Here is a 5539-nt window from a genome sequence, read left to right as displayed (position 1 = left end):
GTTTTTTCGCTATACCCCTTTATAGATTCTGAATTCTCACCTATCGGCTGTTTTCTCCTCATCTCATGTGACATATTCCCATACTTTACTCAAGGAAGATTGTCATGAAAGCACCTGTTTCATTAACCTCATTTCGCCCACAAAAATCTCTTGCTATCGCCATTGGCGTGCTTGCCGTGGTTGTGCTGCCATTTCTCTCGTATTACACCGTTAATGAAGGTGAACGCGGCATTTTGCTGCGCTACGGAAAAATCGTAAAAGTTGCCGAGCCGGGGCTGGGTTTTAAGATCCCTTTTATGGAAAGCGTGGAGAAAATTTCCACGCGTAATCAGGCTGTGGTCTATCAGGGATTACAGGCCTACAGCCGCGACCAGCAACCGGCACAAATGACAGTATCAGTCAGCTTCTACATTAAACCTTCAGAAGCAGGCGCGGTTTATACCACCTACAACACTATTGAAGCATTAAAAGATCGTCTAATTGTCCGTCAGTTGCCAACTCAGCTGGAGAACATTTTCGGCCAATATACCGCCATCAGCGCCGTACAGGATCGTACAAAATTGGTTCAGGATCTGCAAAATGCCATGCGCAAAGCCGTTGTTGGGCCAGTGGTAATTGACGGGGTCCAGATTGAAAATATTGATTTTTCTGACGCTTATGAAAAGTCGATTGAAAACCGAATGAAAGCAGAAGTCGCCATTGCCACGCGTAAGCAAAATCTGGAAACAGAGAAAATCCAGGCGCAAATAGCGGTAACTCAGGCCCAGGCAGAAGCAGACAGTAAACTGGCGGCAGACAAAGCAGAAGCGGAAACTATTCGCGTAAGAGGCGCGGCAGAGGCTGAAACTATTCGTTTAAAAAGTGCGGCTGAAGCAGAAGCAATCCGCCTGCGCGGTGAAGCTCTGCGGGATAATCCCGGACTTGTAGCCCTCACCACTGCCGAACGTTGGGACGGTAAACTGCCCGAAACCATGATCCCCGGCAGCACAGTTCCGTTTATCTCTACTAAGTAAAAAAAGGGCCGCTTTCGCGGCCCTTCTCACAAAACGTCTTACTGATTACAGCAGCGCTTTTGCTTTCGCAACAACGTTATCAACAGTGAAGCCGAACTCTTCAAACAGCAGCTCTGCCGGAGCAGATTCACCGAAGGTGGTCATGCCGACGATAGCGCCGTTCAGGCCAACATACTTGTACCAGTAGTCAGCAATACCCGCTTCTACCGCAACGCGTGCAGTAACCGCTTTCGGCAGTACGGATTCACGGTAAGCCGCATCCTGCTTGTCAAATGCGTCGGTAGACGGCATGGACACCACGCGCGCTTTCACGCCTTCGGCAGTCAGTTTTTCGTAGGCAGCAACCGCCAGTTCAACTTCAGAACCGGTGGCGATGAAGATCAGTTCCGGCTGACCAGCACAGTCTTTCAGCACATAACCACCGCGCGCGATGTTTGCCAGCTGCTCTTCAGTACGTTCCTGCTGCGCCAGGTTCTGACGGGAGAGGATAAGCGCAGTCGGGCCGTCCTGACGCTCAACGCCGTATTTCCACGCGACCGCGGATTCAACCTGGTCACACGGACGCCATGTAGACATGTTCGGGGTCACGCGCAGAGAAGCGACCTGCTCTACCGGCTGGTGAGTCGGGCCATCTTCGCCCAGACCGATGGAGTCGTGGGTGTAAACCATCACCTGGCGCTGTTTCATCAGCGCAGCCATACGTACGGCGTTACGTGCGTATTCCACGAACATCAGGAAGGTGGAGGTGTACGGCAGGAAGCCACCGTGCAGGGAGATACCGTTAGCAATCGCGGTCATACCGAACTCGCGAACACCGTAGTGGATGTAGTTACCTGCAGCATCTTCGTTGATTGCTTTAGAACCAGACCACAGGGTCAGGTTAGACGGTGCCAGGTCAGCAGAGCCGCCGAGGAATTCAGGCAACAGCGGGCCGAACGCTTCGATAGCATTCTGCGACGCTTTACGGCTGGCGATTTTCGCCGGATTAGCCTGCAGTTTAGCGATAAACTCTTTCGCTTTGGCGTCGAAGTCAGACGGCATTTCGCCTTTCATACGGCGGGTAAATTCAGCCGCTTCCTGCGGATAAGCTTTCGCGTAAGCCGCAAACTTCTCATTCCATGCAGATTCTTTCGCCTGGCCTGCTTCTTTCGCATCCCACTGAGCATAGATTTCAGACGGGATTTCGAACGGTGCATATTTCCAGCCCAGCTGTTCGCGGGTCAGGGCAATTTCAGCGTCGCCCAGCGGCGCACCGTGGGAGTCGTGAGTACCGGCTTTGTTCGGGGAACCGAAACCGATGATGGTTTTGCACATCAGCAGGGACGGTTTGTCAGTCACTGCGCGCGCTTCTTCAACTGCGCGTTTGATGGATGCCGCGTCATGACCGTCGATGTCGCGAATAACGTGCCAGCCGTAAGCTTCGAAACGCATTGCTGTGTCGTCGGTGAACCAGCCTTCAACGTGACCATCGATAGAAATACCGTTGTCATCGTAGAACGCAATCAGTTTACCCAGCTTCAGCGTACCCGCCAGAGAGCAAACTTCGTGGGAGATGCCTTCCATCATGCAGCCGTCGCCCATGAAGGCGTAGGTGTAGTGGTCGACAATGTCGTGGCCCGGACGGTTAAACTGCGCCGCCAGCGTTTTTTCTGCAATCGCCATACCGACTGCGTTGGCAATACCCTGACCCAGCGGACCGGTGGTGGTTTCCACACCAGCGGTATAACCTACTTCCGGGTGGCCCGGAGTTTTAGAGTGCAGCTGACGGAAGTTTTTCAGTTCTTCCATCGGCAGATCGTAACCGGTGAGGTGCAGCAGGCTGTAGATCAGCATGGAGCCGTGGCCGTTGGACAGCACGAAGCGGTCACGGTCAGCCCAGGACGGATTCTGCGGGTTGTGTTTCAGGAAATCACGCCACAGGACTTCGGCAATGTCAGCCATACCCATAGGGGCACCCGGGTGACCGGATTTGGCTTTCTGTACTGCGTCCATGCTCAGCGCACGAATAGCATTGGCAAGCTCTTTACGTGAGGACATTTTGACTCCAGATCGGATGATGAAGGGCACGCCCTTAACGACTTGACGACAGCGCGTTTTGGGCTACGCCGGAAAATTTGCCAACAATTTACCGCAAGCCGCGCGTCATGTACATGGAACATCCTTTTGCCGCTTCAGAAATCTCTGGATCATGCTCGCATGTTGCGCAATCTGCTCGCCCGTCCGCTGCGCTTTTCCTTATACTGAGACTGAGCGTCGATTCACCTGCAAACGGCGCATTTTTAGAATAATCCTGACCTTGTGCGGAAGAGAAAACATGAAAATTCGCGCCTTATTGGTAGCAATGAGCGTGGCAACGGTACTGACCGGTTGCCAGAATATGGACTCCAACGGACTGCTCTCATCAGGAGCGGAAGCTTTTCAGGCTTACAGTTTGAGTGATGCGCAGGTGAAAACCCTGAGCGATCAGGCATGTCAGGAGATGGACAGCAAGGCGACGATTGCGCCAGCCAATAGCGAATACGCTAAACGTCTGACAACTATTGCCAATGCGCTAGGCAACAATATCAACGGTCAGCCGGTGAATTACAAAGTGTATATGGCGAAGGATGTGAACGCCTTTGCAATGGCTAACGGCTGTATCCGCGTCTATAGCGGGCTGATGGATATGATGACAGATAACGAAGTCGAAGCGGTGATCGGTCACGAGATGGGGCACGTGGCGTTAGGCCATGTGAAGAAAGGGATGCAGGTGGCGCTTGGTACAAATGCCGTGCGAGTAGCTGCGGCCTCTGCGGGCGGGATTGTCGGCAGTTTATCTCAATCACAACTTGGTGATCTGGGCGAGAAATTAGTCAATTCGCAATTCTCCCAGCGCCAGGAAGCAGAAGCCGATGATTATTCTTACGATCTTCTGCACCAACGCGGCATCAGCCCGGCAGGTCTTGCCACCAGCTTTGAAAAACTGGCGAAGCTGGAAGAAGGCCGTCAAAGCTCAATGTTTGACGACCATCCTGCATCCGCCGAACGTGCCCAGCATATTCGCGATCGCATCAGCGCGGATGGGATTAAGTAAAGCCTGGTGGTGTCGAACGTAGGTCAGATAAGGCGTTCACGCCGCATCTGACATTAATGGCACATTTGTTACCTTGTGCGCATTGCCGGATGCGATGCTGGCGCATCTTATCCGGCCTACGGGTGCCGAACGTAGGTCGGATAAGGCGTTCACGCCGCATCCGACATTAATGGCACGTTTTACCCGTGCGCATCGCATCTGGTGCTTACTCGCCCTTTTTCGCCGCCTGAATATACAGCATCTCCAGCGCCAGCGTCGCCGCAGCCAGAGCGGTGATTTCCGACTGATCGTATGCCGGAGCCACTTCCACTACGTCCATCCCAACGATGTTGAGATCTTTCAGGCCGCGTACCAGTTTAATGGCGCGATCGGAGGTCAGGCCGCCAATCACTGGCGTACCGGTTCCCGGCGCGAAAGCAGGATCCAGGCAGTCGATATCAAAAGTCAGGTAAACCGGCATATCACCCACAATCTGTTTCACCTGGGCGATAACGTCATCCACGCTGCGATCGTTCACCTGGCAGGCGTCCAGCACGGTAAAGCCGTTGTCTTTATCAAACTCGGTACGAATACCAATCTGCACGGAATGATTCGGGTCGATCAGACCTTCTTTCGGCGCGGTATAGAACATAGTGCCGTGGTCAAATTCACAACCGTTCGCATAGGTATCGGTGTGGGCGTCAAAGTGTACCAGCGCCATTTTGCCGAAATGCTTCGCATGAGCACGCAGCAGCGGCAGCGTAACAAAGTGGTCACCACCGAAGGAGAGCATACGCTTACCGGCAGCCAGCAGCTTCTCGGCGTGCGCCTGCAGCTTTTCGCTCATCTCACGGGCATCGCCAAAGGCATATACCAGATCGCCGCAGTCCACGACGTTCAGACGCTCACGCATGTCGAAATTCCACGGGAAGCGGTTGTGTTCCCAGGCCAGATTCGTCGAAACCTGACGGATCGCTGCCGGACCGTGGCGACCACCCGCACGACCAGAAGTGGCCATATCGAACGGCACGCCAGTAATCACCCAGTCTGCATCGCTGTCATACGGCTGGAAGTTCATCGGCAGGCGTAAAAAACCAAAGGCATTGGAAACCAGTGAGTTATCGTATTGATGACCTAAGGTGCTCATGGATGGACTCCTATTACAAAGTCGATATAAAAAAACCCTTCCGCGTCGTTAGGCCCGACGAGGAAGGGTTGGATTTGCGAAACACAAGTTTGTGCTAATTATCGCCTTAAATGGGCGAGGCATCAAGCGAGGTTGCTATTTCCGACACGGTGGCGGCGCATAACCATTGTTATCTGCCGGAAAGGCTTGTCCAGAGCACGGCGGCAGCGCGTTTTGCGCCGGGCCTTGTAATTCAAAGGCGGCAAAGCCGATTACCCCGGTATTACGCACATCGCCTTGCGCCGAATTGGCTGCGTAGGAATCAGCAACGTTGGCGAACTGAAAAGC

At 53.5% G+C, this 5539-nt stretch carries 4 protein-coding genes and 1 pseudogene; 2 read left to right on the top strand and 3 right to left on the bottom strand.

The annotated features are described in order from the left end of the window. Positions 1-104 precede the first annotated feature (104 nt). Positions 105-1013 (top strand): SPFH domain-containing protein, encoded by a 909-nt coding sequence (locus ACUU1I_RS19395; RefSeq protein WP_000646944.1) that lies wholly within the window; start codon positions 105-107, stop codon positions 1011-1013. Between the two features lie 45 nt (positions 1014-1058). Here ACUU1I_RS19395 and tkt read toward each other — a convergent pair whose 3' ends face one another. Beyond that, complete coding sequence (gene tkt, locus ACUU1I_RS19390) at positions 1059-3050, bottom strand: transketolase (RefSeq protein WP_000098613.1); 1992 nt, start codon at positions 3048-3050, stop codon at positions 1059-1061. Positions 3051-3327: 277 nt separating this feature from the next. Here tkt and loiP point away from each other — a divergent pair, with 277 nt between their 5' ends. Beyond that, complete coding sequence (loiP, locus tag ACUU1I_RS19385) at positions 3328-4086, top strand: metalloprotease LoiP (protein ID WP_005051759.1); 759 nt, start codon at positions 3328-3330, stop codon at positions 4084-4086. A gap of 205 nt (positions 4087-4291) precedes the next feature. On the opposite strand, the gene speB is transcribed toward loiP, so the two are convergent. Both speB and ACUU1I_RS19375 read right to left on the bottom strand, forming a co-directional pair. Next, a complete protein-coding gene (speB, locus tag ACUU1I_RS19380) occupies positions 4292-5212 on the bottom strand; it encodes an agmatinase (RefSeq protein ID WP_000105566.1) in 921 nt (306 codons plus the stop codon). 135 nt (positions 5213-5347) lie between these two features. After that, positions 5348-5539: pseudogene (locus ACUU1I_RS19375) on the bottom strand (hypothetical protein); the annotation flags it as partial.

This window comes from Shigella sp. SIG3, assembly GCF_053555855.1.
The sequence above is the reverse complement of the archived record's forward strand: the minus strand, read 5'-3'. Positions and strand labels throughout refer to the sequence as shown.